Raw genomic sequence first — 23,664 nt, 5'->3', positions numbered from 1 at the left:
TGGCTCGGTATTTGCTTTTCTGGTGTGCGCTGCGGAGTCGTTTCGTGTGCGGCTTCCAGCCTTGCCGGTCTAACGCGCTATTGCCGGCGGCCAACGCGCCTTATCCGGCGCCTCGCTAACTGCTAATTCAAAGAACCGGCTGCGCGGTCGAAACGCCGCCGCGATGGAGTCATGATGGAGAAATGGTTCGACAGCCTGAACGAATATTTTGCCGGTGTCCCGCTAAGGGCAATCCGGTTTAAGTGGGCGATTTTACTGACCACTCTCGCGCTAACCCTGTTTTTGCTATTCGGCGCGCTGACTCGCACCAGCATCAACACCGCCGCCAACAGCTTTCTGGACCGGAGTGACCCAGCCATCGTCGCGTTGGATAAGTTTCGCCGCCAGTTCGGTAGCGACGACTCGGTGTTTTTGGTTTACCGGTCCAAGGACGGCGACGTGTTCTCGCGGCGTTCGTTGGAAACCCTGCAAGCCTTGACCGACGACTTGGAAAACTGGCGCGAGCTTGGCGACCAGGTCAAGGATGCCGGCGGCCAGACCGCAAACTTGGACGATTTGCGCCATATTCGCCGGGTGCAATCCTTAAGCAACATCCGGGTGCAAAGCGCCGACGGCGACACCCTGCATTCCAACCGCTTGGTGCCGCGGCAATTGCCCGACAGTCCGGCCGAATTCGCCGCAATCAAAGCCAAGGCGCTGGCGCAAAAAGACTATCGGCTGGCGTTTTACTCGCCGGACGGCCAATACGCGGCGGTGTTGATCCAAACCGATTTCGGCGCGATCCCGGTCAAGGACTACGTGCCCAAGGTCAATGGCGACGGCGTGGCGCTGGACGACAGCTTCGGCGATGTGGCGGGCGGTGCCGACACGCTGAAGTTCGACGATAGCGCCGAGGTGCAAACCATCCAGTACGAGAAGGTCGATAACTTTGTTTACGCCCGCTTCGTCAAGGCCTTGAAAGCCGTCTACCAACGTTATGACAACGACTTCGAATTTTATTCGGTCGGTTATCCGCCGCTGATGGAATTCGTGCAGCAAGTGCTGCAGCAATCGGCCGGCTTAAACCTGGGCATGATTCTGATCAACGTGGTACTGCTGTGGGTGTTGTTCCGCTCGTTCAGCGCGGTGCTGTGGCCGGTGTTGATCGTGCTGTTCAGCATCGTCTGGGTCACCGGCGCGGTGGCCTGGGCCGGCAAGAGTCTATCGACGATGATCAGTCTGACCGTGATGTTGGTGTTCGTTTGCTGCATGGCCGACTGCATCCACGTCATCAGCATTTACCAAGCGCGCCGCCAGCAAGGCGACCATCACCGGCAGGCGCTCTCGGATGCGTACGCCACCGCCGGCTTGCCGATGTTGATTACCAGCATCACCAATATGACCGGTACTTTTTCGCTGATTTCGTCCGAGCTTTATCCGATCCGGGTGTTCGCGGCGATGTCCACCTTGGGCGTCGGGCTGGCCTACTTATTTTCGGTGGTGCTGTTGCCTATCCTGCTGGACTTCTGGCATCCCGGCGTGGCCGATGCCTCGGCCAAACCGGGCTGGACGCGGCGTATCGCAAATCGTTGGCTGGCGCTATCCGCGCCGGTTCGCACGGCTTGCGGCATCGGCTACGTCGGCTTGGCCATGTTGGCTTTGGGCTTGAGCGTGGGCGGCTACATCGCGCTGATTTCGGTGTTGACCTACGGCGTGGTACGCGGCCAGAAACGCTTGTTGACAGCCGCGCCGCGCTTGGCCTCGCGGCAATTTCGGCTGTCCTTGCTGTTGTTCGGCGTATTGGTGGCGGCCTGCTGGTACGGCGAAAGCCAATTGCGCATCGACTCCAACGTCACCGAACTGACCCGGGAAGGCAGCAGCATCCGCGTAGCCTACCAGACCGCCGACAGCAAAATGGCCGGTACCCAAAACATGGAAATCATGCTGGACACCAAAACCGCGGACGGCATTCTCGATCCGAAAATTCTGACGCGGATCGATAGGCTGCAACAAAAAATCGCCGAAAAATATCCGGACCAGGTGAGCCGCACCTACTCGCTGGCGAATCTGGTCAAGGACAGTTACCGGGTGCTGAACGAAGACCGGCCGGAGTTTTACCGTATCCCGGACTCACAGACGATGGTGGCGCAATTGTTGTACCTGTTTAACAGCGTCAATCCGGCCGACCGGCGCGGCATCGTCTCGGACGACTACAGCCAATCGCATATCAGCGTCAATGTCTACAGCGCCGGCTCTTCGCAGTACCAGGCCTTCTTCGACGAAGTGAACCGCGAAATCGAACTGGTGTTCGGGGACGTGAAGAGCGAGTTTCCCAATCTGGAAGTGACTTTGACCGGCACGGTACCGCTGGCGATGCGCACCCAGGCCATCATCGCCCATTCTCAATACGACGGCTTTTTGTTGGCGCTGGGCGTCATCAGCGTGATTATCTTCCTGACGCTGGGTTCGGTGCAGGCCGGTTTGCTGTCCTTGATTCCCAACGTGATTCCGGCCTTGTTCACCTACGGCCTGATGGGCTTGCTGGACATTCCGCTCGACACCGATACCTTGCTGTTGGCGCCGGTCATCATCGGCTTGGCGGTGGACGACACCATCCATTTCATGACCCATTACCGACAGGCGCTGATCAAGACCCGGCAGATGGCCGAAGCCTTGCGGGAAACGATAGAGGAAGTCGGCCCGTCGATACTGTTTACCGGCATGGTATTGGGCCTGGGTTTTTCGATTCAAGGTTTTTCCGACTACCTCGGCACCGCGAAGATGGGCATCTTCGGCGGCTTGGCGATTTTCGTCGGGATCTTGTGCGAACTGTTTTTGCTGCCGGCCCTGCTGGTAGCCTTCAAACCGAAATTCGGTCTCAAACAGGTCGATACGACCGTCAATTTATGAGGTTCAAGCATGCGTAATACCCTTGCAAATCGGCTGATTCTGGCGACGATCTGCGCTGTCATGGCTCAGCCGGCGGCGGCCGAGGAAGGCGGCGCGCCGGACGGGCGGGCCATATTGGAAAAGCTGTCCGACTATCAGCGCAGCATCACCAACTCGGCCTTCGTCAAATCGCGCTTGTCCAGTTGCCAATACGGCATCAAGGACAACAAAATCACCTGCGCCGAGACGCCGCGAGAAAAACTGCTGGAAGCGGTCGGCATCAACGACGGCAAGAATAAAAAAGACACCAAGGCGGTAACCATCGTGCTGGAACCGGCCGCCGAAAAAGGCGTGGGCATGTTGAATTACAGCTACGACGAAACCGGCAAGGATAACGAAACCTGGCTGTATTTGTCGGCGCTGGGGAAGGTCAAACGCATCGCCAGCGGCAATTCCGACGAGGATTCCGAGCCGGCCTCGCTGTTCGGCTCGGAGTTCACCACCGAAGACACCGAAACCGGCAAACTGGACGATTACACGATCAACGTGCTGGGCGAAGCCGCGGAAGCCGGCCGGCCGGTCTGGAAAATCGAAACCATCCCGAACGCCGAGCGCGCCCGCAAGACCCGCTACGGCCGCCGGGTGATGTACGTCGACAAGGAGCGCTACGTATCGTTGCGGGTCGAGCTGTACGACAAGCAAAACAAGGAAATCAAGCGCTTGCTGACGTCCAAGGTCGAGGAAATCAAAGGGGTCTGGACCGCGCGTTCGCAAACCATGATGAATCTGGTCACCAATCGCTTATCGAATATGGCCCGTAGCGAAATCAACAACGGCGTCAACATTCCGGAAGACTTTCTGACCCAGCGAACCTTGACCGATGTGGCCTTCCGGGAAACCACGTTGGCACAACTACGGGCTCAAGTGAATTAACGGTGATCCGTTGCCGTCCGCCAAGACGATAGGCCGGAACCGGCCATTACGCTGGCTGGCCCTCGCCCTGGCGTTGACGACCGCCGCTCGGGCCGAGCCGACGCTTGACTTGCCGGGCACCGGCTCGCTGGCGTTCGACGATAACGCGGTCTTAGCGGCAGCAGATGCCGGTTCCGAATTTTGGGACAAATTCACCTTCAAATTCACCCAACTGGTTTACGCGCAGGTCCACACGCACAAAACCGATTCCGGCGCGTTGAAACAAGCGACTGTGGAAGACAACCGGCTCGGCCTGTTAATCAAATACCAGAATCCGTTCGCGCCAGGTTGGAATCTGCAAGGCAGCGGCCAAGCCAAATTGTATTGGCCGTCGGATTACGACTTCGAAGGCTTGAGCAGCCAGTCGATCGAAATGGAGCAACGCCTGGACAACCTCGAAATGCGGCTGAACGAGCTATACCTGAGCAAGACCTTCGGCAGCCACACCTTCAAGCTGGGCCGGCAGACCTTGGTCTGGGGCGAGGCCGAAGGCAATTCGGTGCTGGACACCTTGAACGTGCTGGAATACCGCGACCTCAGCACGATAGAGGTCGAAGACGCCCGTATCAACCAATGGTTTGCGGTGTGGGAGCATTTCGCCGACGCCAGGCGTTGGGCGATGTTCGTCAATCTGAATCCGCAATTCAACCCGCTGCCGCGCAAAGGCAGTCCGGCCTACGTGGCCCCCTTGTTTCCGATCGACGCCCCCGACTCGGACCGCCACCGGGTCGAGGCCGGGGCGCGGATGCAGTGGTCGGTCGAACATAGCGATGTTTCGCTGATGGCGGCGTATCTGTATGAAAACCAACTGCATTACCTGACGCCAGTCAGACTTTCCGGCCATATTCAGGCCAAGGACAACGGTTACTGGCTACTCGGCGCCAGCGTCAACCGGGCCATCGGCAAATTATTGTTGAAGTTGGATCTGGCCTACAGCGTCGGCTTGCTGGAAGATACGACAGTCTACTGGCCGATTCCGCATACCTCGACGGTGCGAAAAGACCAAATCGGCGCATCCTTGGGCTTCGATTACGCACTGACCAACGACCAAAGCATCAACGCTTCGGTGCTGGCGCGCTCGTTTCTGGCCCACGACAGCGGCTTGGCTCCCGGCGAACGCACCGCCAACGGCGATATCTTCGGCACCTGGCTGATACGCTACAACTGCCGTTTTTTGAACGATACCCTGACCTTCACTTCCTTCAACCAAGGCACGCTGAATGCCGGTCAAGCGCTGAGCAGCGCAATGCTGAGCTATGCTATCGACGACCACTGGTCGGTAATGGGGACGGTGATTGCTACCTTTGCGAATAAACGGAGTGCGTTGCCGATTCTGGATCAGGACGTCAGGGTGGGATTTAGTATCAGTTACTCGCTATAGAGTTGCCCGGGCCTTACTGACACGCTGGATTGTGGCGAGGGTTTACCGGACTGTAGCAGGTGACGATCGCCCTGCCGACAATGATTTGGCAGGAAACGGCCTTTGCACCCGACGGCGGGGTGCAAAGGCCTAACGACATTAGGCAAAAACGCTGGATTTGCGACGGCCTTTAGCCAAAAAGCCGAGTAGCGCACTGGTCATGAACCAAACCGATGCGGGTAGCGGCACCGGAGCGCCGCCGTCTGAGGTGGCTTGGGAAGCTTGAATGTCGAACGCAAACAAGCGGTGTTCGTTACCGGCACCTTGGTGAGTCGGATCGACGAAAGCCAGACTCCAAGAGGTTTTACCTAGCAAATTCAGCATGCTGCTGGAATGCTCGGTGACCCAACCAGCCGGCGACCACCAGCCTAATTGAAAATTGCTGGAACCGAGCAAGGTGCCGTTCGAGCTATCGGTCTTGATGTCGACATTACTGCCGTTTTGAGTAAACAGCACTGTCGCGGCGTCGGTGAAACTCAATACCGGGGTAATCGCCGCATTCCCTAATGTGCTGCTCAACGACGCGGTATCTTCGAAAATACCGAACTTTTCTCCGCTTGGGATGTTGAATAGCAGGGCAAAGGGATTGGCGAACTGCGCATCGTTATCCGTCGGCGCCCATACGCTGGCCGAGCTTGCACTGGACGCGACCAACAAACCGACCGCTAAACCCGCTTTCAGAACTTTTTTAACTTTCGTCATGGTTTATTTCCTATAAATTATTGAAGAGGTGCTCAAATCTTAAATTTTGTAGCAGGTCCTTAACATGGTACTTAGGGACCATGACAAAAATGACAGGCGCAAATCTTACTGGCCGCTGGGCCCGCCCCCCCTAGCCACTCACCAAATCTTTACGGCATTTTTATCGATCCGTCCGTAAACTGAGCCTGCCCGAACCATCCGCACCGCTTTTCGGAACCGCTATGGAACAACCCCGCCCCGACCCAGATGTCCTGCTAGCCCGGTTTGCACGCGACCAGGCCAAGGCCAAACGCGGCCGGCTGAAGATTTTCTTCGGCGCCGCGGCCGGCGTCGGCAAGACCTTTGCGATGTTGCTGGCGGCCCGGGAACGCCGTGCCGACAATCTTGACGTCGTGGTTGGCATCGTCGAAACCCATGGCCGTAAAGAAACCCAGGCGCTGCTGGCCGGATTGGAAACGTTGCCGCTGCGCCGGATCGACTACAAAGGCACCGTGCTGCACGAATTCGATTTGGATGCCGCGTTGAAGCGGCGGCCGGCCATCATCCTGGTCGACGAATTGGCCCATTCCAACGCGCCCGGCTCCCGCCATCCCAAGCGCTGGCAGGACATCCACGAACTGCTCGAAGCCGGCATCGACGTCTACACCGCGCTGAACGTGCAACACCTGGAGAGTTTGAACGACGACATCGGCCAGATCTCCGGCATCCGGGTCTGGGAAACGGTACCGGATACCGTGTTCGAGGACGCCGACGAAGTCGAGTTGGTCGATCTGCCGCCGGACGAACTACTGAACCGGCTCAAGGAAGGCAAGGTTTACCTGCCACAACAGGCCCAGGAAGCGATCAACCATTTCTTTCGCAAAGGCAATCTGATCGCGCTGCGGGAATTGGCCTTGCGCCAGACGGCCAGCCGGGTCGACGCCGAAATGCTGGATTATCGGGAAGACCACGCCATCCGCGAGGTCTGGCAGGTCAGCGAACGGATTCTGGTCTGCATCGGCCCGAACCCATTGGCCGAGCGCCTGGTCCGCGCCGGCAAACGTCTGGCGACCAGCCTGCGCGCGGAATGGATCGTGGCCTACGTCGAAACCCCGCAGTTGCAGCGCTTGCCGGCCGAAAAGCGCGACGGCGTGCTGCGCATTCTGCGTCTGGCGGAACAACTCGGCGCGGAAACCGTGACCCTGAGTTCGCCGGATATGAGCGAAGCCTTGATCCGCTTTTCCCGGCAACGCAATATCGGCAAGATCGTGATCGGCAAACCCAGCCGGCGCGGCTGGCGGCGCTGGCTGTTCGGGTCGGTGGTCGATACCCTGGTCAGCCGGGCTCACAATATCAACCTGTATCTGCTCGGCAGCCCGCAAACGCGAGAACGCGGCCAAGCCGCGCCGGAACTGTCGCTGTTCGGCAAAAGCCCCCTGCCCGGCCTGCGCCAACGCATCCCGGCCAAAACCAAGCGCCGTTACTTGGGCTACCTGTCGGCCTTTGCCGTCACCGGACTGGTCACCGCGGCCGGCTATCTGCTGCTGGGCCGCCTGGAACCGGCCAATCTGGTGATGGTGTATTTGTTGGGCGTGATTTTCGTCGCCAGCCGCTTCGGCCGCGGTCCGTCGGTGCTGGCCTCGGTGCTCGGCGTCGGCTGCTTCGACTTACTCTTCGTACAGCCGTACTACAGTTTTTCGGTGGCCGACAGCCAGTACCTGATTACGCTGTCGGCGATGCTGGCGGTCGGCATCGTGGTCAGCAACCTGACCGCGAACGTGCGTTCGCAAGCCAAGGTGGCCGCGCACCGCGAACGCCGGGCCGCGGCTTTGTATTCGATGAGCCGGGAGTTGGCTAGCAGCCAGAACGAAACCGACGTAGTGCGGGTCGCGGTAAAACATTTGTATGCCGAATTCAGCAGCCGCAACGTGATTCTGTTTCCGAACGCCAACGGCCGCATGGTATTCCCGGCTGGAAAAGCCATCGCCGAATCGCTGCTGGGCGCCGATTTGAGCGTGGCCCAATGGGTATTCGACCACAACGAAATCGCCGGACAAGGCACCGACACCCTGCCCGGCGCCTCTGCCGTCTACTTCCCGATACACGGCGACGACCAGGTATTGGGCGTGCTGGCCTTGTTGCCGGTCAATCTGCGCCGGGTGTTTTTGCCGGAACAGCAAAAACTGCTGGAAACTTTTCTGCGCCAGATCGGCCAGGCCATCAGCCGCATCCGCTTCTCGGAAAGGGCCCGCTCCACCCAGATGCAAATGGAAGCGGAGCGCCTGCGCAACTCCCTGCTCAGCGCGATTTCCCACGATTTGCGCACGCCGCTGGCGACCATCATCGGTTCGGCCAGCACCATCGCTCACAGCCAGCAGAAACTGGCGCCGCATGACATCGTCGAACTCGGCCAGGGCATTGTCGACGAAGCCGAACGGATGGCGAATCTGGTCAACAACATCCTGGACATGGCCAAGCTCGAAGCCGGCGTGCTGGAGTTGAACAAGCAATGGTACCCGCTGGAGGAAATCGTCGGTACCGCATTGAACCAGTTACAAGCTCAACTGGCCGGCCGGCCGGTCACGGTCAAGCTGCCGCCCGGCATACCGTTGGTGCTGGTCGATTCAGTGATGATCGAACAGGTCTTGATCAATCTGCTGGAAAACGCCGTACGCTATACCCCGGCGGGCAGCGCGCTGGAAATTTCGGCCGACTTCGGCGACAGTTCGGTGGAAATCGCCGTCGCCGACCGCGGCCCCGGCATTCCGCGCGGCCTGGAAGAACGCCTGTTCGAAAAGTTCTACCAAGGCCGTCAGGAGACGGCGCAAAGCGGCGTCGGCCTGGGCTTGGCGATCTGCCGCGCGATCGTCGAAATCCACGGCGGCACCATCCGCGCGCACAACCGGCCGGAAGGCGGTGCGGTATTCGCGTTCAAGCTGCCGCTGGATCAAGCCCCACCCGAAGTCGAACCCGAGGAATAAAGCACAACGGAAAACCGCGCCATGTCCAAAACCGACCCCGTTATCATCGTCATCGAAGACGACCCGGCCATCCGCCGCTTTCTGCGCACCAGTCTGCACAGCAACGGCTATAAGGTGTTCGATGCCGAGACCGGCAAACAAGGCTTGGTCGAATTGGGCGTGCGCAAGCCGGACTTGCTGATCCTGGACCTGGGGCTGCCGGATATGGACGGCGTCGACGTGATCAAGGCGGTGCGGGCCTGGTCGGCGCTACCGATCATCATCCTCTCGGCCCGCAGCGGCGAACAACAGAAAATCGACGCACTCGACGCCGGAGCGGACGACTACCTGACCAAACCCTTCGGTTTCGGCGAATTGCAGGCGCGGATTCGGGTAGCTCTGCGCCACGCCTTACGTCCGCCGGACTCGGCGCCGGAGTCCGTGTTTACCACCGGCAATTTGCAGGTCGACCTGAGCAACCGGGTGGTTAAAGTCGACGACCGCGAAATCCACCTGACGCCGATCCAATACCGGCTGCTGTCGGTACTGGTAAAAAATGCCGGCAAGGTACTAACCCACCAGCAAATTCTCCGAGAAGTCTGGGGCCCCAATTACCAGGAGCACGCCCACTACCCGCGGATTTACATGAGCCAGCTCCGGCAAAAACTGGAAGCCGACCCCGCCCAGCCCAAACTGCTGCTGACCGAATCCGGGCTGGGTTACCGGCTTAAAGTTTGGTAAGGCCGCTCTAGAAGGTCACCACCACGTCGGCACCGAAAATAAACTGGCTGTCCTTGTTACGCTCGTCGTAAGCATCGACGCCTTGAGACCAGTCATAGCGCGCTTCCGGCCGTAACATCAGCCATTTGACGGGCTTCCAGTTCACACCAAGCGTTGCCGCATAATAGTTAGCCGGCCCGGTGGCCAACACCGCGCAACTGGGACACATTTGACCAACCCGAACGCCGTCGTCGTCGCGAAACCATTCGCCCCGCAGGCCCACACCCACCGTATCGGACACATCGTATTTCAGCTGCGAATGAATACCGTACCATTCGGCGTCGGCGAAATTGTTCAACGGATGCTGCTGCTCGATACCGTGGTCATGCTGCAGCACGTAATGCCAGCGTTCGGCGAAGTTGTGCTGGAATACCAAGCTGTAAAAGGTGCGATTGTCGCGCTTGTTGATGCCGGTCTGGCGCTGGAATTCGCGCAGATTGTTGTCGCTGTTGACGTCGCCGGTGATCACCGTGGCGGTGAACGAGGTCGCCGCATCGTCGCTGGTCCAGGTGGCGCCGCCCAGGAAATTCCAGTTTTCCATATTTTTGTCAAAGCCGTCCCAGGCGCCGTTGCCGTCCAGCACGCCGTTGAGTTTGGTGTGGCCGCCGGTCACCGCGCCCAAGGTCACGCTTAGATTTTGGTGGACCGGATAGGTGGTGGTCATACCGAAATGGGTAAACGGTTCGCCGTATTGGAAGGTGTAAGGATGGGTGTAGAAGAAATTGTCCGGCGACAATCCGGTCTCGTAACCCATGATCGTGTAAAACCGGCCGATGCGCGTGGTCAAACCCTTGCCGATCGGCGTGAAGATGTCCAGATAAGCGTTCGGGATCGCCAGTTTATAGAAGCGCTCGTCGGAACCGATCAGGCGACTGTCCCAATGCCCGCCGCCGTAAGGATTGATGGTGTTAAAGCGGGCATCGCTGCCGTACATCAGCGTCAGTTTGCCGCCGATGTCCCAATGGTCACCAGCGGTATCAACATCACGAATCAACTCGCCACCGAGCTGGTGCAAATTGAATTCGTTGGCCCGGTCGGCAAACACCACGGTACCGTTATAACCATCGCCCGGATCGTTGGCGTTGTAAACGATACCGGCGTCGGCCCAACTGTGGACGCGCAAGCCAGCGGCTTTCATCCAGGGCAGGTCATTAATCAGCGACAAGCCGTTCAACAAGCCGGCGCGTTCCTCTGCCGGCAGGGGCGACATCGCCAATAATAAAGGTGCGGCGTACAGCCAGCCGCGAGTTCGGTAAATAGGGGTTGGCATCGGAGTTCTCCTATCAGGTAATGAGTGAGTAACACTTTTTCGGGCGCAAACGCTCCCGCAAGCCGGCAAATCGGACTTGAATGCTTGGGTTTCGGAAATAGCAAGGGTTATAGCCGGCAGTTTAGTCGGGCCGGGTGAGATAAGCGCGCCAGCCGCCGAAGCCGGTGATGTCCAGTGCCTCGCGCACCGCGGCCGCTTCGCAGACAAAGCCTTGCACGCTGGAACCGTCCTGCAATTGCACGCGGCCTATGCCCAGCGGCGCCGGGATTTCGGCGACGAATTCGCCGTATCGGTGAATTGGCAAAGCCCACACCTCGACAGCGATGGCCGCGCCGGTGTCGTCGCGCACCATGCCGGGCCGCTTGCCGTCTGGCAATGCGTAAAGCCGGTAAGTCGGCGCGGTGTGCGTGCGTTGCAGCAAGATGCCTCCGCGGCCGGTCAACAGATGATTCAGCGGCAGGCCGGACAGATGCGCGCCGCACACCGCGACCGGGACAAAGCCGGCCAAGTCGTCGCCGTCCACTACGGCAAATTCTGAACTTAAGGTTTCGGAGACACCCAATTTATGCGGCGCCAACTGTTCTCGGCGTTTTGCCAACGCCAACAAAGCCCGGTCGGCAAAGGCCGGCGCGCATACCGTAATTCCAAACGGCAAACCGTTGGTACGAAAACCGCCTGGCAACGCGATGGCGCTGAGGTCGAGCAGATTCATGAAATTGGTGTAATAGCCCAGCCGACTGTTCAATTCGACCGGATTGGCTTCGACAGCGGCAATCGGGTAAATCGTGCCGGTGGTCGGCGTGACCAGCACATCGACCTGTCGCCAGATTGCATCGCTTTGCCGCTTCAAGTCCTGTAAGCGGTAAAACGCGCGCCAGGCGTCGGCGGCCGACAAGTCCGACGCTTTGGCCAGAATGTCCCTGGTAACCGGAAATAAAGCATCAGGGTTGGATTGCAATAGTTCGCCGGCCACCAGATAACGCTCGGCCAGCCACGGCCCGACATAGAGCAAGCCGGCGGTATCCAGTAAGGGCTGAATGTCCACTTCGACCATGCTGCCGCCTTGGGCCTGCAATTGCGCGACAGCCTCGGCAAACAAGGCTTCCGCCGCATCGTCGCCGAAAAATTGCAATTGCTCCGGCTTCGGCAAACCGCAGCGAAAGCCGCCGGCAAAGCCGGGCGGCACCGGCAAGGGCTGGTCTGGGCGGTTGTAAGCGTCCGCAGAGTCGTACACATTGGCGACCTGTAGCACCCGCTCGGCGTCGGCGGCCGTCAACGCAAACACCGAGACGCAATCCAAACTACGACAAGCCGGCACCACGCCCGACGTACTTAACAAGCCCCGCGTTGGTTTGACGCCGACCAAGTTATTGAAGGCCGCTGGCACCCGACCGGACCCGGCTGTGTCGGTACCCAAGGCAAAACTGGCCAGCCCCGTTGCCACCGCGACCGCCGAACCGGAACTGGAACCACCGGCGATGTATTCTGGATCAAAACTGTTACAGCACACGCCGAAGGAAGAGCGGGTGCCGACCAAGCCGGTCGCGAATTGGTCCAGATTGGTTTTGCCCAGCGGAATCGCGCCGGCGGCGATCAATCGCCGTACCACGAACGCCGATTGCTCGGGCTGGTAGGCATAGGCCGGGCAAGCTGCTGTGGTCGGTAAATCCACCAGATCGATATTGTCCTTGATCGCAAACGGAATTCCGTACAAGGGCAACTCGTCCGGCGATTGGTCCGCCAATGCCGCGGTATAAGCCTGCAGCCTTTCGAGCGGCACGCGGCTGATCCAGACTCCGCGCTCTGGAGCCGATTCCAGGCGCTGCCAGAGCATGTTCACCAGCGCCGCCGGCGTCAACGCGCCGTCCCGGTAAGCCTGGCTAAGGCTGACGATGCTCAGGACTTCCGGTAATTCGCGCCAGATTGTCATACCTCCTCCTCTGCCTGCAACACCAGCAAATCCTGGCCGGCGCTGATTTGTCCGCCTTCGGCGCAAAACACTTGCCAGACCGTGCCGTCTTCCGGCGCCGTGACCGGAAATTCCATTTTCATCGATTCGACCACCACCAAGGCGTCGCCTTGCTTGACGCTATCGCCGGGCTTGACCAGTACTTGCCAGACGTTGCCGGCAATATGGCTGGCAACGGCACGAGCGCCGGCCGGCAAGTCCAGCTCGGTATCGATGGCCGCCGCCGCGACGGCCTGATCGTCGGCGTAAACTTGGCCGGCTTGCGCCCAGCGTTCGCGTTCGGCGTCGAAGGCCGCCTGTTGCCGGCTTTTACATGCGGCGATCTCGCCGGCGTGTGTGCGCAGAAAGTCGTTGTACTGGCGCAAACTGAAGGTTTCCTCGCGGATGTCCAGCTTAAGCTTGCCGCTGATCACATCCTGCCGGTAACGTAGCAATTCCTCGGCGGATACCGGATAAAACCGAATTTGGTCGAAAAAGCGCAGCAGCCACGGCTTGCCGTCGCGAAAATCGGCGGTTTGCCGGTAGCGGTTCCACATCGGCACGGTGCGGCCGACGAACTGGTAGCCGCCGGGGCCTTCCATGCCGTAGACGCACAGATAAGCACCGCCGATGCCGACCGCGTTCTCCGGGGTCCAGGTCCGGGCCGGGTTGTATTTGGTCGTCACCAGCCGGTGGCGTGGATCGATCGGCGTCGCCACCGGCGCGCCCAGATAGACGTCACCCAAGCCCATCACCAGATAACTGGCGTTGAACAGGATGTCCTTGACCTGATCGATACTGTCCAGACCGTTGATGCGGCGGATGAACTCGATATTGTTCGGGCACCACGGCGCGTCCTTGCGCACCGACTGCATGTATTTTTCGATCGCCAGTTGCGTGGATGGGTCGTCCCAGGACAGCGGCAGGTGGACGATGCGGGTCGGCACTTCCATGTCTTCGATGGCCGGCAGTTCGGCTTCGGCTTGCGCCAGAATCCGCAGCAGTTCGTCCAGCGCCAGGCGGCGGTCGTAATGCACTTGCAAGGAGCGGATGCCCGGCGTCAGATCGGCGATGCCGGCTATGGCGCGCTGTTGTAACCAGGTCATCAAGGCATGCACCCGAAACCGCAGATTCAGGTCCAATACCAAGGGACCGTACTCGATCAGCAGATTGCGGTCGCCGGCCTGGCGATAGGTTACCGCCACCCGGTCTTGGCCGGCTGGACGCTGGGCCAGGATGCAGCTTTCCGCGAAATCGGGTGGTGCCGGCAGTTCCGGTAACGCTACATGAGCTGGATCGGCCAAGGCCTGCTCGACCTGGGCATCCAGTTTCGCCGCTTGTGCGCGGTTCAAGCGGATAAAACGCACGGTATTGCCGGGCTTCAATTGGCCCAGTTTCCACAATTCTGCCGCGACCACGGTAGCCGGGCAGACAAAACCGCCCAAACTCGGGCCGTCCGGACCGAGGATGACCGGCATGTCGCCGGTGAAATCCACCGCGCCGATGGCGTAGGCATTGTCGTGGATGTTGGACGGATGCAAACCAGCTTCGCCGCCGTCGCTACGGGCCCAGCGTGGTTTCGGGCCGATCAAGCGGATGCCGGTGCGGTTGGAGTTGTAATGCACCTCCCAATCGGTCGCGAAAAATTCGGCGATGTCCTCGTCGGTAAAAAAGTCCGGCGCGCCGTGCGGCCCGTACAGCACGCCGATTTGCCAGTGTTCGGCGTAACGGGGCAGCGCGTCTGGATTAAGCACAATTTCCTCTGCCATAGCGGTTTCCGCCGCAACCGGCAACACGTCGCCGACTCGCAGCACCCGACCGCCGTGGCCGCCGAACTGGCCCAGCGTGAAGGTGGCTCGGCTGCCCAGGTATTCCGGCACGTCGAAGCCGCCTTGTATCGCCAGATAACTGCGGCAGCCCTGGCCGGCGATAGCGCCCAGTTTCAACACGTCGCCGGCCGCCACCGCAATCGCCTGCCAGAACGGTAAGGCTTGACCGTTCAACTCGGCTTGCATCGCCGCGCCGGTTAACACGATGCGGGTGACAAAATTGAAGCGCAGGCTGGGGCCGTTGATGGCCATTTCCAGTCCGGGCGCATCCTCCGGGTTACCCAAAATCCGGTTCGCCATGCGAAAGGCCAGCATATCCATCGGCCCGGACGGCGGCACGCCGACGTCCCAATAACCCAAGCGACCCGGATAATCCTGGATCATGCTTTGGGTGCCGGCTTCCAGTACGTCCAGGGTGCGAGGCTGGTAGCTCAAGCCGGCCAGGTAAGCGGTGATCTGCCGGCCGCTACGAAACACGTCGTCGGCGACGATCTGCCGCAAATAGGCCAGATTGGTTTCGATGCCGTACAGGCGGGTGTCGGCCAAAGCGCTATCCATTTGCGCCAGGGCCTGTTCGCGGTCGGCGGCGTGGACGATGACTTTAGCCAGCAAGGGATCGTAATGCGGCGTGACTTCCAGACCGTTCTCCAGCCAATGGTCGACCCTGACCGCCTCGGGAAACCGGCAATCGGTCAGCAGGCCGGATGAAGGCTGGAAATTTTTGTTCGGGTCTTCGGCGTACACCCTGACTTGCATAGCCCAGCCTTGTGGCGCATGCCGGTATTGATCCAGAAATGCGCTATCGCCGGCCGCCAACCGCAGCATCCAGGCTACCAGATCGGTGCCGGTGACTTGCTCGGTGACGCCGTGTTCGACTTGCAAGCGGGTGTTGACTTCCAGGAAATAAAATTCGCCGCTGTCTTGGTCGTAAACGAATTCGACCGTGCCGGCGGAGCGGTAATCAACCGCCTCGGCCAGCGCCAGAGCATGGCGGTAAAGTGCCGCGCGAGTGGTTTCGGTTAGTCCCGGTGCCGGGGTTTCCTCGATCACTTTCTGGTTACGACGCTGTACCGAACAATCGCGCTCGCCCAAATGGATCACCCGCCCGGCGCCGTCGCCGAAAATCTGTACCTCGATGTGACGGGCGCGCTCGATGAATTTTTCCAGATACAAGCCGCTGTCCTTGAAATTGGCCGCGCTCAAGCGCTGCACCACCGCAAATGCCTCGCATAGCTCGGCCTCGGTGCGGCACAAGCGCATGCCGATACCGCCGCCGCCGGCGGTGCTTTTCAGCATCACCGGGTAGCCGATCGCACTCGCCGCCGCCACGGCCTGATCGATGTCCGCCAGTAAGCCGGTGCCCGGCAGTAAGGGCACGCCGCAGGTTTTGGCGATCTCGCGGGCGGTGTGCTTCAAACCAAAGCGCCGCAATTGTTCCGGCGTCGGGCCGATGAACACGATGCCGGCGGCCGCGCATTGCTCGGCGAACTCGGCGTTTTCGCTCAGGAAGCCGTAGCCGGGATGAATGGCCTCGGCGCCGGTAGCCAATGCCGCTGCCAAAATCCGCTCGCCGCGCAAATAGCTGTCGGCCGCCGCTGCGCCGCCGACGCACATCGATTCGTCGGCTTCCCGAACGTGGCGGGCGTGGGCATCGGCTTCGGAATACACCGCAACGCTGGCGACGCCCAATTCTTTTAAGGTCCGCATGATGCGGCAGGCGATTTCGCCGCGATTGGCGATCAAAACCTTGTTAAACATGAATCCTCGTTTGGCGGGCCGTCCCGCCTTGACATACCGGCGCCGGGTCGTCCCGGCGGCGGATGAAAAATCAATCCCAGATCAGCAGCCGCACCGGCGTCGGGTTGTAGGCGTTACACGGGTTGTTCAACTGCGGACAATTGGAAATCAGCGCGATCACGTCCATCTCCGCCCGCATTTCGACATACTTGCCCGGCGCGGAAATGCCGTCGGCAAAGGTCAATTGGCCGTCGGGCGTGACCGGCACGTTCATGAAAAAATTGATATTGCTGGCGATGTCACGCTTGGCCAGGCCACAGTCGGCATGGCCGATGGCCAATAGAAAGCTGTCGCGGCAGCTATGCATGTGCTTCTTATCCAGGGCATAGCGCACCGTGTTGCTCTCGGCGGCACAGGCGCCGCCCAAGGTATCGTGACGGCCGCAGGTGTCGGCGACGATGGTCAATAAAACGTTGCCCTCGCCGGAAATCAGCCGGGTGCCGGCGCTCAGGTACAGATTGCCTTGCCGGCGGATAGAGTCGCTGGCGCTGTAGCGTTCTTCATGGTCGGCCGCGCTGTAAAACAAGGTGTCGACGGCTTGGTTGCCTTCCAGATCCAGGATGCGAAAGGTCTGGCCTTGTTTGATGGTATGCAGCCACGGTTCGCCTGCCGGCAGGGTGTAATCGTATATGGCGCGGCTCGGATCGAGGGTGCTTTCGACGATGGGCATAGGGTATTCCTCGTAAAATCGGTGTTACAGGTAATAACGTTCGGTATTGGTAAAACCGCGACCGTTTTCCGGGCGGAAATTGCGGCACTTGTCGTCTAGATCCGGCAAAGCGCCGCGATAGGCCTCCAGCAACACCGGTTTGGGCTGGTAGTGCGGATTGGGGTCCAACGGGTGCGGACAGGTGCTGAGCAGCACCAGCGTGTCCATTTCAAAACGCAGCTCCACTTGGCTGCCTGGGGCGGAATGACCCACCTGAAACTGCAGATTGCCGTCCGCGCCGACCGCGACCTTGCTGAAGAAGTTGAGGTTGGCGACCAGATCGCGTTTGCCCAAGCCCCATTTTTCCAATTCGATCAGCAGGCTGTCGCGACCGTTGCGGTACATCGCGTTGCGATGGCTTTGATAGCTGGCGGTACCGTATTTGGCCAGCACGTGCGCGGCATCGGACACCCCGCATACGGTATCGTGCCAGCCCAGCGTGTCCCCGGTAATCGAGCACAACACCCGGCCCATGTCCGAATAACAGACAAAGCCTTCAGTCAGATGAAAGGTATGCTGGGCCTTTAGGGTGTCGGCCATGTTGTAGCGTTCGCTGCGTTCGTCGTAGTTGATAAACAAGGCCGCCAGATTGGCGCCGCCTTCGCTGTCGGTCAGCCGCAGCCGATTGCCGCGCCGCATCCGGAACGAGGTATGGGCGCCGGCCGGCAGGGTTTCGCTCCATAGCAGGTCGGTGGTATTGATCGAGGCTAAGCTCATCGTAGTCTCCTGAATCGGTTATAGCGTCGGGCTTTGGCCCAGACGCTCGAGTAGTTCGTAATCGGTGTGCATGCCGGAAGTCTCGCGGATGCCGGCCAGAATTTGTTTTTTTAAGGCAATGAAGTCTGGATTCTGCTTCATGTCCTGGTCGCGGTGATCCGGCAACGGTACCGTATGCACCGCGGCGATGCGTCCCGGCCGGGGCGCCATCAACACCACCCGGTGCGCCAGATAAATCGCTTCTTCGACGTCGTGGGTGACGAACAGCACCGTGGTTTTTTCCAGGATGGAAACGTGTAGGATCAGATCGTGCATCACCTCGCGGGTCTGGGCGTCCAGCGCGCCGAACGGCTCGTCCATCAACAGGATGCGCGGCCGTGCCATCAAGGCCCTGGCGATGGCCACCCGCTGCTGCATGCCGCCGGATAGTTGGTTGGGATAGGCGCCGGCCACGTGGCTCAGGCCCATCAAGCGGATCAAGGCGTCGGCCCGGCCTTCGGCGGATTCGACATCGCTCAGCGTCGACACGTCGCGGTGTACCTTCAGTTGCCTGCAAAACGTGATGTTCTCGGTGACGGTCAGCCACGGATACAGGCTGTAATGTTGGAACACCATGGCCCGGTCGATACCGGGGCCGGCAATTGCCGCGCCGTCGACGCTGACGCTGCCGCCGCTGGCCGGTTCCAGGCCGCCGACGATGCGTAGCAAGGTCGACTTGCCGCAGCCGGAGGCGCCGACCAGGGTGACGAACTCGCCGGGCGCGATGTCGAGATCGGCATTTTGCAGCGCGACGATGTCCGCGCCGTTAGCGGCAAAGCGTTTTTGCAATTGGCGGATTTGGATAATGGGAGGCGTCATCGCGGCTATCTCCGGTACAACCAAGGGAAGCTGCGGCGATGCGCCCAGCGGAAGCATTGGTCGGTGGCCAGTCCGAACAGGCCGATCAAGATGATGCCGGCGAAGATTTTGTCGGTTTGCAAAAAGCGTTGCGCCTTCAAGACCGCAAAACCCAGCCCGGAATTGGCCGCAACCAACTCGGCCACCACCAGGTAAGTCCAGGCCCAGCCAATCGTTACCCGTAAGGTATCCAGAATCGCCGGTTTGGCCGACGGCATGATCACCCGCATCACGATTTCGTCGCGGTCGGCGCCCATGGTTTGCGCCGCTTCGATTTGCTCCATCGGCACCCTGCGCACGTCCTCGGCGATCATCAGCAGCATCTGGAAAAAAGTACCGATGAAAATAATCGCGATCTTAGCGCCTTCGTCGATGCCCACCCACAGCATCACCAGCGGAATGAAGGCCGCCGCCGGCATGTAGCGGATGAAATCGGTCAGGGGTTCGAACAAGGCCTTGACCGGCGCATAAGTGCCGACCAGGACGCCCAAGGGCAAGGCCAGTACCGCCGACAATAAAAATCCGGCCATCACCCGGTAAACGCTGATCGCCACGTCACCGAACAGATCGCCGTCATGCAGCCATTCCCAGGCGCTGTTCAGCACCAGTGGCGGGGTCGGCAAAAACACCGGGTCTATCGCGCCGCCGGTCGAAGCCAGCCACCAAGCCAGCAGCGCCAGCAGCAAGCCGCTGCAGGCGATCAGCCAATGGATACGCCGATCCAAGCTGCCGCGTATCGCCCACAGCGGTCGGCGCGGATTCAAATTGTCAGTCATAGTCGCCACCTTGAGCTAATGAGCAGCGAGCGCTTCGGTCACCAACGAGGCGTCAAAGCCGGCGGCTAAATCGGGCACGGATTCGATCAGGCGATTGTCTTTCAGAAAGCTGGCGATGGTCGGGCCGACCGCGGCCAGCGAGGCTGGTTCGCTGGCCGCGGCCATGGCTTTGAGATTGTCTTCGAGGGTAAAGAAACGGGTGCCCGGCAGAAACACTTTGTAGGCCTCCGGTTTCATGCCGACCACCTTGGCCATGATCGCAACGGCTTGGTCGGGTTGTTCGCGGATAAAGCGCTGTGTGTCTTGCCAGGCTTTAATCATGCCGACCAATTCGGCGCGGTGAGTTTCGATGGCTTTGACTCGAGCGACCAGCAAATCGGGGATCAGGCCGGGCATGTCTTTGGATGTGAACAACGCCGCGCCCTTGCCGCTGGCCTGGATATTATTGACCCAGGGATTCCATACCACCGTCGCATCGACCCGGCCGCTCAGAAATGCCGCCGCGGCATCGCCGGCCGACAGATTCACGGTTTTGATGTCGTCGAAACTCAAGCCGTTTTTGCTCAGCGCGGTGGCGAGCACGAAATGGGAAATCGAATACTGCTCGAGGGCGATGGTTTTGCCTTTCAGGTCGGCAAAGCTTTTGATAGTGGGATTGACCATCAAGGCGTCGTTGCCGTCGGAATTGTCATTGACCAGAATCGCTTTGACCGGCACGTTCTTACTGAGCGGCGCCATGGTGTCGGACCAGGTTTGGCAATTGGCGTCCAACTGGCCGGCCGACAAGGCCGAGATCGAGTCGGTGTAATTGGCAAACCACACCAATTTGACCTTGGCCCCGTATTTTTTGAAATAGCCGTTTTTCTCGGCGACGTACCATGCCACCCAGCCGGGCCAATCGCTGACGCCGACCTTGATTTCGGCGCGCGCCGGGATCGACAGACAAAACAACGCCGCGGCAAGCACCAATGCCGGGAATCGAGAGAAATTGCGGTGGGAATTTGAGGTCATGAGCAGCTCCGGTCGGGTTGAAAAAGCCACACGTAGAGGCGGACCGGTTGATTAAACCGTCTGACCTCCCGGGCTTTTATCCCGCCGTGTAGCTCCCCGAAAGAAGCCGGCAACTCTCGGTCGCTGACACTCGAAAACGAGCCGGAACCCTAGTCGCCATTTTGACAAGGTGCTTTTCTGATCGCACCTCACGTGTTTCGTTATGATCTACAGCAGAAAGAGTGCCAATTATCCGTACCGTTATAAATCAGTCACTTAACACGGAACTCAAGCAGTCTGCAGACAAATCCTGCACAACCGTAGTGCAACAGCAGCAGCACGACTCTTTCAAATTGGTGCAAAAAAGATCTGGCAATGTACCGGTAGCGGCAACATCACCCGGCTTTCTGGACACAGTCGAGCTTGCGCATTAATCCAACCCGACTACCTGCATCCGGACCGTCAGCGACTATTCCGGTTTGTTATTGGCTTTATAGCGCCAAATTCCGACCAACCCGCTCAGCCCAACCACCACGGCGAACACCAGGGTCGGGTTTTGATAAAGTACCTCGATGAATGCGCCGACGATTTTCGGCGTACTGCGGTAGCAGGAAATGTCCATACCGAACTCCGGATGATTGCAAAAAGCCCAGCTTATTGGCAAAGGCGCGGATTGTCCAGTTGCTGGCAACCAACCCAATTCCCAGCGCCTTTGTGCCGGCCTTTAGCTGGGAATAAGCTGGCCGCCCCGTTACCCGGCTGCAACCGCCTAGCGAAATTGCCCGGGCTTGATGTCCAGTTTTTTTAATTTGGCGTAAACCTCTCTAGGCGTAATACCCATCGCTTCCGCAACTTGCTTGACGTTGCCGTGATGGCTTTGCAGGGCTTGTTGCAGAAAGGCCTGTTCGGCGTCTTTCAATAAATTGTGCTTGCGATCGTTCCAGTCGCTGCCGACTGCGGCCGGGGCAGGCTGATCCAACTCGAGACGCGTCAGTTCGCTGCTCTTGCAGAACAACACGCTACGTTCCAGGGTGTTTTCCAATTCGCGGACATTGCCCGGCCTGAAGTCGAAAACCTGGCTTAGCGGGATCAACAACCGGACCGTCGACGGCAATCTCTTGGTCAAATCGTTCGACGGCGAAATCACCCGTGAAGCCAACATCGGCATGAATTCGCCGTATTACCCGGCATAAGCGAGCCAGGGCCTCGGCCGGACGAAGCAAAATCGGCTAATACACTTCCTCCGGCAAGAAGCCGCCGGCCTGCATGGTCCACAGCCGGTAATAACAGCCTCGCTTGTCGAGCAACTCCTGGTGGCTGCCGTCTTCGACGATGCGGCCCTGGTCGAATACCAGAATCCGGTCCAGATGGGCGATGGTGGACAAGCGATGAGCAATGGCGATGACGGTTTTGCGGCCCATGACCCGGTCCAGATTTTCCTGGATGGTTTTTTCAGTGACCGAGTCCAGACTGGAAGTGGCTTCGTCCAGAATTAGAATCGGCGCGTCTTTCAACATGACCCGGGCGATGGCGATGCGCTGGCGCTGGCCGCCGGACAATTTGACGCCGCGCTCGCCGACCAGGGACTCGTAACCTTCCGGCATGGCGTCGATGAAAGCGTCGGCATGGGCCAGGCGCGCGGCTTCGGCGATCTCGGCCATCTCCGCGTCCAGGCGACCGTAGCCGATGTTCTCGCGCAAGCTGCGGTGGAACAGGCTGGGGTCTTGCGGTATCAAGCTGACCTGTTCGTGCAACGAATCTTGCGTGGCTTGCAGAATATCCTGGCCGTCGATCAATATTTGCCCGCTTTGCGGCTCGAAATGGCGCAGGATCAGGTTGACGAAGGTGGATTTGCCGGAGCCGGAAAAGCCGACCAAGCCGACCCGCTGGCCCGGTTCTATGGTCAGACTCAAACCTTGAAACACCGGCCGGCCGGGTTCGTAGCAAAAATCGACGTTCCTGAATTCGATCCGGCCGCGACCGATCTTTAACGGTTTGGCGTCGGCACTGTCGACGATCTCGTGGCGCTTGACGATGGTCTCAACCCCATTGGCGACGTTGCCGACGTACTCGAAGAACTCGAGAAAACGCCGGCTCAGGTTACGAGCATCGCCGATGACCAACAGCGCCAGCCCGGTACTCATCGCAAATGCGCCGACGCTGATTTCGCCGGCTTGCCATAATTGCAAGGCATAGCCGATCGTGCCGATTTTCAGCACGGCCGCGGCGCTGAATTGAAACCAGCGCACCCGCTCCATGTACCAGAAGGTGCGGCGGGCACTTTTCAGTTCGGTCGCCAGGAATTCGTCCAGGTATTCGCGCTCGTGGTGCAAGCGGGCGAACAATTTGGCGTTCAGAATATTGGTTACCGCATCGACGATTTTGCCGTTGACCATGCTGCGGGTGGCGGCGAATTCCTGGGCGTAGGGCTGACAGCGCGTCGCCAGCCAGTAAGAAACCAGAACATAGCCGGCGACCCAGCCTGCAACGAACAGGCCCAGACCTTGATGCTCTTGCAGCAATAGCGCTACGGAAACCGAAAAGGTCACGGCAATCGGCCAGAAATCGCAGATCACGGCCCAGGTGGTATGGTTGACGCTCATCGCCGTTTCGCTGATACGATGCGCCAGCGCACCGGCGAAGTGGTTACCGAAATAACGCGGCGCGTGGTATTGCAGATAAGCAAACAGCAGGCGGGTAGTTCTCTGGCGCAAGCGCGGCCCCATCATGATCAGCACCGCGCCGCTGGCCCGACTGGAGACGATCTCCGCGACATTCAAGCCTACCAGGATCAGCAGAGGTTGTTTGAAGGTTTCCAGCCAATCGCCGACCGGCAGCGTCTGCGCTGCGACCGCATCCATCAAGGCCTTGATCGCGTACGGCACCAGAATACTGCCGGCGGCCTGGCCGGTTTCCAATACCAGCATCAACAGCAACAGCCAGCCGAAAGGCCGCAAGCAAAACAATACGAATCGCCACGGCCGGCAAGGCAATGGCGGTGCCTCCGCTGCGCGGCGGATATCCTGATCTCTGGTGGAATTGGGCATGAA

The 23,664-nt window shown here is 59.6% G+C and carries 17 protein-coding genes and 1 riboswitch; of the genes, 5 read left to right on the top strand and 12 right to left on the bottom strand.

Annotated features, from left to right (window positions below; translation table 11 throughout):
- The first annotated feature begins 171 nt into the window (after nt 1-171).
- From ACH518_RS08725 to ACH518_RS08715, 3 genes are read left to right on the top strand one after another with little or no spacing between them, the layout of a single operon-like run.
- Complete coding sequence (locus ACH518_RS08725; protein ID WP_445372593.1) at nt 172-2,889, top strand: efflux RND transporter permease subunit; 2,718 nt, start codon at nt 172-174, stop codon at nt 2,887-2,889.
- A 9-nt stretch (nt 2,890-2,898) separates the two neighbouring features.
- Nucleotides 2,899-3,801, top strand: coding sequence for an outer membrane lipoprotein-sorting protein (locus ACH518_RS08720; RefSeq protein ID WP_445372592.1), 903 nt, complete (start codon nt 2,899-2,901; stop codon nt 3,799-3,801).
- A gap of 10 nt (nt 3,802-3,811) precedes the next feature.
- Nucleotides 3,812-5,221, top strand: coding sequence for a DUF1302 family protein (locus ACH518_RS08715; protein WP_445372591.1), 1,410 nt, complete (start codon nt 3,812-3,814; stop codon nt 5,219-5,221).
- Nucleotides 5,222-5,359: 138 nt separating this feature from the next.
- Here the strand turns inward: ACH518_RS08715 and ACH518_RS08710 are convergent, their stop codons facing one another.
- Nucleotides 5,360-5,962 (bottom strand): hypothetical protein, encoded by a 603-nt coding sequence (locus tag ACH518_RS08710; protein WP_445372590.1) that lies wholly within the window; start codon nt 5,960-5,962, stop codon nt 5,360-5,362.
- 221 nt (nt 5,963-6,183) lie between these two features.
- Here ACH518_RS08710 and ACH518_RS08705 point away from each other — a divergent pair, with 221 nt between their 5' ends.
- Together ACH518_RS08705 and ACH518_RS08700 are read left to right on the top strand one after the other, a co-directional pair.
- Complete coding sequence (locus ACH518_RS08705) at nt 6,184-8,922, top strand: DUF4118 domain-containing protein (RefSeq protein ID WP_445372589.1); 2,739 nt, start codon at nt 6,184-6,186, stop codon at nt 8,920-8,922.
- Nucleotides 8,923-8,943: 21 nt separating this feature from the next.
- Nucleotides 8,944-9,642, top strand: coding sequence for a response regulator (locus ACH518_RS08700; protein ID WP_445372588.1), 699 nt, complete (start codon nt 8,944-8,946; stop codon nt 9,640-9,642).
- A gap of 7 nt (nt 9,643-9,649) precedes the next feature.
- Here ACH518_RS08700 and ACH518_RS08695 read toward each other — a convergent pair whose 3' ends face one another.
- The 11 genes from ACH518_RS08695 to ACH518_RS08645 all read right to left on the bottom strand — a co-directional run bounded on the left by ACH518_RS08695 (nt 9,650) and on the right by ACH518_RS08645 (nt 23,661).
- Nucleotides 9,650-10,951, bottom strand: a complete 1,302-nt coding sequence (locus ACH518_RS08695; RefSeq protein ID WP_445372587.1) for a porin — start codon at nt 10,949-10,951, stop codon at nt 9,650-9,652.
- 121 nt (nt 10,952-11,072) lie between these two features.
- A complete protein-coding gene (gene atzF, locus ACH518_RS08690) occupies nt 11,073-12,881 on the bottom strand; it encodes an allophanate hydrolase (protein ID WP_445372586.1) in 1,809 nt (602 codons plus the stop codon).
- The gene (uca, locus tag ACH518_RS08685; protein WP_445372585.1) at nt 12,878-16,486 is read right to left on the bottom strand and encodes an urea carboxylase; all 3,609 of its coding nucleotides are present in this window, start codon (nt 16,484-16,486) and stop codon (nt 12,878-12,880) included. Before uca ends, atzF begins: the two co-directional genes overlap by 4 nt.
- Nucleotides 16,487-16,556: 70 nt before the next feature.
- The gene (locus ACH518_RS08680) at nt 16,557-17,195 is read right to left on the bottom strand and encodes an urea amidolyase associated protein UAAP2 (protein WP_445372584.1); all 639 of its coding nucleotides are present in this window, start codon (nt 17,193-17,195) and stop codon (nt 16,557-16,559) included.
- Nucleotides 17,196-17,219: 24 nt separating this feature from the next.
- On the bottom strand, nt 17,220-17,951 hold the full coding sequence (locus ACH518_RS08675; RefSeq protein WP_445372583.1) for an urea amidolyase associated protein UAAP1: 732 nt from the start codon (nt 17,949-17,951) through the stop codon (nt 17,220-17,222).
- Nucleotides 17,952-17,969: 18 nt separating this feature from the next.
- Nucleotides 17,970-18,809, bottom strand: a complete 840-nt coding sequence (locus ACH518_RS08670; RefSeq protein ID WP_445372582.1) for an ABC transporter ATP-binding protein — start codon at nt 18,807-18,809, stop codon at nt 17,970-17,972.
- A gap of 5 nt (nt 18,810-18,814) precedes the next feature.
- Complete coding sequence (locus ACH518_RS08665) at nt 18,815-19,624, bottom strand: ABC transporter permease (RefSeq protein ID WP_445372581.1); 810 nt, start codon at nt 19,622-19,624, stop codon at nt 18,815-18,817.
- A gap of 15 nt (nt 19,625-19,639) precedes the next feature.
- Entirely contained in the window at nt 19,640-20,635 is a 996-nt protein-coding gene (locus ACH518_RS08660) for an ABC transporter substrate-binding protein (RefSeq protein WP_445372580.1), read from the bottom strand.
- 63 nt (nt 20,636-20,698) lie between these two features.
- Nucleotides 20,699-20,799: riboswitch (guanidine-I (ykkC/yxkD leader) on the bottom strand.
- 284 nt (nt 20,800-21,083) lie between these two features.
- On the bottom strand, nt 21,084-21,236 hold the full coding sequence (locus ACH518_RS08655) for a hypothetical protein (protein ID WP_445372579.1): 153 nt from the start codon (nt 21,234-21,236) through the stop codon (nt 21,084-21,086).
- Between the two features lie 147 nt (nt 21,237-21,383).
- Nucleotides 21,384-21,782, bottom strand: a complete 399-nt coding sequence (locus ACH518_RS08650) for a helix-turn-helix domain-containing protein (protein WP_445372578.1) — start codon at nt 21,780-21,782, stop codon at nt 21,384-21,386.
- Nucleotides 21,783-21,843: 61 nt separating this feature from the next.
- Nucleotides 21,844-23,661, bottom strand: coding sequence for an ABC transporter ATP-binding protein (locus tag ACH518_RS08645; protein ID WP_445372577.1), 1,818 nt, complete (start codon nt 23,659-23,661; stop codon nt 21,844-21,846).
- Nucleotides 23,662-23,664 lie beyond the last annotated feature (3 nt).

The sequence above is a fragment of the Methylomonas sp. HW2-6 genome, from assembly GCF_052474525.1.
The sequence above is the reverse complement of the archived record's forward strand: the minus strand, read 5'-3'. Positions and strand labels throughout refer to the sequence as shown.

Coding starts and splice junctions, on each gene's coding strand:
- ACH518_RS08725 (WP_445372593.1), top strand. CDS start 172: ATGATGGAGAAATGGTTCGACAGCCTGAACGAATATTTTGCCGGTGTC.
- ACH518_RS08720 (WP_445372592.1), top strand. CDS start 2,899: ATGCGTAATACCCTTGCAAATCGGCTGATTCTGGCGACGATCTGCGCT.
- ACH518_RS08710 (WP_445372590.1), bottom strand. CDS start 5,962: ATGACGAAAGTTAAAAAAGTTCTGAAAGCGGGTTTAGCGGTCGGTTTG.
- ACH518_RS08705 (WP_445372589.1), top strand. CDS start 6,184: ATGGAACAACCCCGCCCCGACCCAGATGTCCTGCTAGCCCGGTTTGCA.
- ACH518_RS08700 (WP_445372588.1), top strand. CDS start 8,944: ATGTCCAAAACCGACCCCGTTATCATCGTCATCGAAGACGACCCGGCC.
- ACH518_RS08695 (WP_445372587.1), bottom strand. CDS start 10,951: ATGCCAACCCCTATTTACCGAACTCGCGGCTGGCTGTACGCCGCACCT.
- atzF (WP_445372586.1), bottom strand. CDS start 12,881: ATGACAATCTGGCGCGAATTACCGGAAGTCCTGAGCATCGTCAGCCTT.
- uca (WP_445372585.1), bottom strand. CDS start 16,486: ATGTTTAACAAGGTTTTGATCGCCAATCGCGGCGAAATCGCCTGCCGC.
- ACH518_RS08680 (WP_445372584.1), bottom strand. CDS start 17,195: ATGCCCATCGTCGAAAGCACCCTCGATCCGAGCCGCGCCATATACGAT.
- ACH518_RS08675 (WP_445372583.1), bottom strand. CDS start 17,951: ATGAGCTTAGCCTCGATCAATACCACCGACCTGCTATGGAGCGAAACC.
- ACH518_RS08670 (WP_445372582.1), bottom strand. CDS start 18,809: ATGACGCCTCCCATTATCCAAATCCGCCAATTGCAAAAACGCTTTGCC.
- ACH518_RS08665 (WP_445372581.1), bottom strand. CDS start 19,624: ATGACTGACAATTTGAATCCGCGCCGACCGCTGTGGGCGATACGCGGC.
- ACH518_RS08660 (WP_445372580.1), bottom strand. CDS start 20,635: ATGACCTCAAATTCCCACCGCAATTTCTCTCGATTCCCGGCATTGGTG.
- ACH518_RS08655 (WP_445372579.1), bottom strand. CDS start 21,236: ATGGACATTTCCTGCTACCGCAGTACGCCGAAAATCGTCGGCGCATTC.
- ACH518_RS08650 (WP_445372578.1), bottom strand. CDS start 21,782: ATGCCGATGTTGGCTTCACGGGTGATTTCGCCGTCGAACGATTTGACC.
- ACH518_RS08645 (WP_445372577.1), bottom strand. CDS start 23,661: ATGCCCAATTCCACCAGAGATCAGGATATCCGCCGCGCAGCGGAGGCA.